We start from the raw sequence: 1,222 nt of genomic DNA, 5'->3' as shown, positions 1-1,222 counted from the left end.
CTCCTGATTTAAATGATATCGAACATGATTTTAGTGCATTAAAGAGGGCAAGAATGTATGCTCCTGTGGGGACACCCCTTGATGAAATTATTCGTACTTATTGTGTCGCCTAGTGTCTCGTTCTTATTTGAAATAACTATAATTTCCCACTTCCACTCGCAACTATAGAATTAGCTATAATAAAATTACCACAGGTATCATCTTCATATTTCTGGAAACTATATGACCTTAAAACAATTAGACCGAATTACTTTTAACTCCAAAATTATGGCAGGTCAAGCCTGTATTCGAGGAATGCGTATTCCTGTTTCTTTAATTCTTAATCTACTTGCTAACGAAAAGCCGATAGAGGAAATATTAGAGGAATACCCTGACCTAGAAAGAGAAGATATTCACCAATGTTTATTATATGCTTCTTGGTTAGCCAGAGAACAAGTTCATCATTTTGAATTAATCGAGCAATGGAGATAGAGTTTCTAGCCGATATGGGGATTTATCTGCGTACAGTCTCATGGTTAAGAGAACAAGGTTATGATGTCGTTCATCTTCGAGATGAAGGCTTACAAACTTTATCTGATCAGTAAATTCTTGCCAAAGCAAAAAGAGAAAAGCGGATAATTTTAACTGTCGATCTAGATTTTTCTCAACTTCTCGCTATTAGTGGTGATAATTTACCAAGTGTCATCCTATTCCGTTTAGGCAATGAAAACTACAATCTAATTAATCAGCGTTTAACTATAGTTTTACGAGATTGTACAAAAGCATTAAAGACGGGAGCAATTGTGTCAGTGACAGATCGTATTTTTCGGATTAGACTTTTACCAATTTAAGATTTTTGCTTTATAGCTTTCATGGAGTCTTCCCGTTAATTCCATCTTAAATATTGTGTTCCAAAAGCGAACACATTTATTATTGAGTACAAATTATAACATTGGCAAATAATCTCCCTGTCCTCTGTGTCTCTGTGGTTAATTACACTTCGTTTCTGAATAGTCACCAATAATTATAGGTTCTTTGTTGGGAATTTTGACAATAATTTCGACAGTTCCACCTAAGGCGTTAACTACTTCGCGCAGTGTATTTAGGGTCTGCTGAAAAAGTTTTTCGGTGGTGGCAGGGTGTGGGGTGTGGGGTGTGGGGTGTGGGGTGTGGGGTTTTACCAGTTTTGAGGTGGCCAATTACCTAATTTTCAGGGAAAAAGTCCAGGAATTTTCCCCCCGAT

At 36.9% G+C, this 1,222-nt stretch carries 1 protein-coding gene and 3 pseudogenes; 3 read left to right on the top strand and 1 reads right to left on the bottom strand.

Annotated features, from left to right (window positions below; all coding sequences use genetic code 11):
- The 3 genes and pseudogenes from O9332_RS17325 to O9332_RS17315 form a co-directional block, all read left to right on the top strand.
- Positions 1–113: pseudogene (locus tag O9332_RS17325) on the top strand (IS630 family transposase); the annotation flags it as partial.
- A gap of 109 nt (positions 114–222) precedes the next feature.
- Positions 223–471, top strand: coding sequence for a DUF433 domain-containing protein (locus tag O9332_RS17320; RefSeq protein WP_002743172.1), 249 nt, complete (start codon positions 223–225; stop codon positions 469–471).
- A pseudogene (locus O9332_RS17315) lies at positions 462–830 on the top strand (DUF5615 family PIN-like protein). The gene O9332_RS17320 and the pseudogene O9332_RS17315 overlap by 10 nt, the downstream one beginning before the upstream one ends.
- A gap of 138 nt (positions 831–968) precedes the next feature.
- Here O9332_RS17315 and O9332_RS28135 read toward each other — a convergent pair.
- Positions 969–1,085: pseudogene (locus O9332_RS28135) on the bottom strand (XRE family transcriptional regulator); the annotation flags it as partial.
- Positions 1,086–1,222 lie beyond the last annotated feature (137 nt).

The sequence above is a fragment of the Microcystis sp. LE19-10.1B genome, assembly GCF_027530565.1.
In the GTDB taxonomy this organism is placed as follows: Bacteria; Cyanobacteriota; Cyanobacteriia; order Cyanobacteriales; family Microcystaceae; genus Microcystis; species Microcystis aeruginosa.
This window is presented reverse-complemented; position numbering and strand designations above follow the sequence as displayed.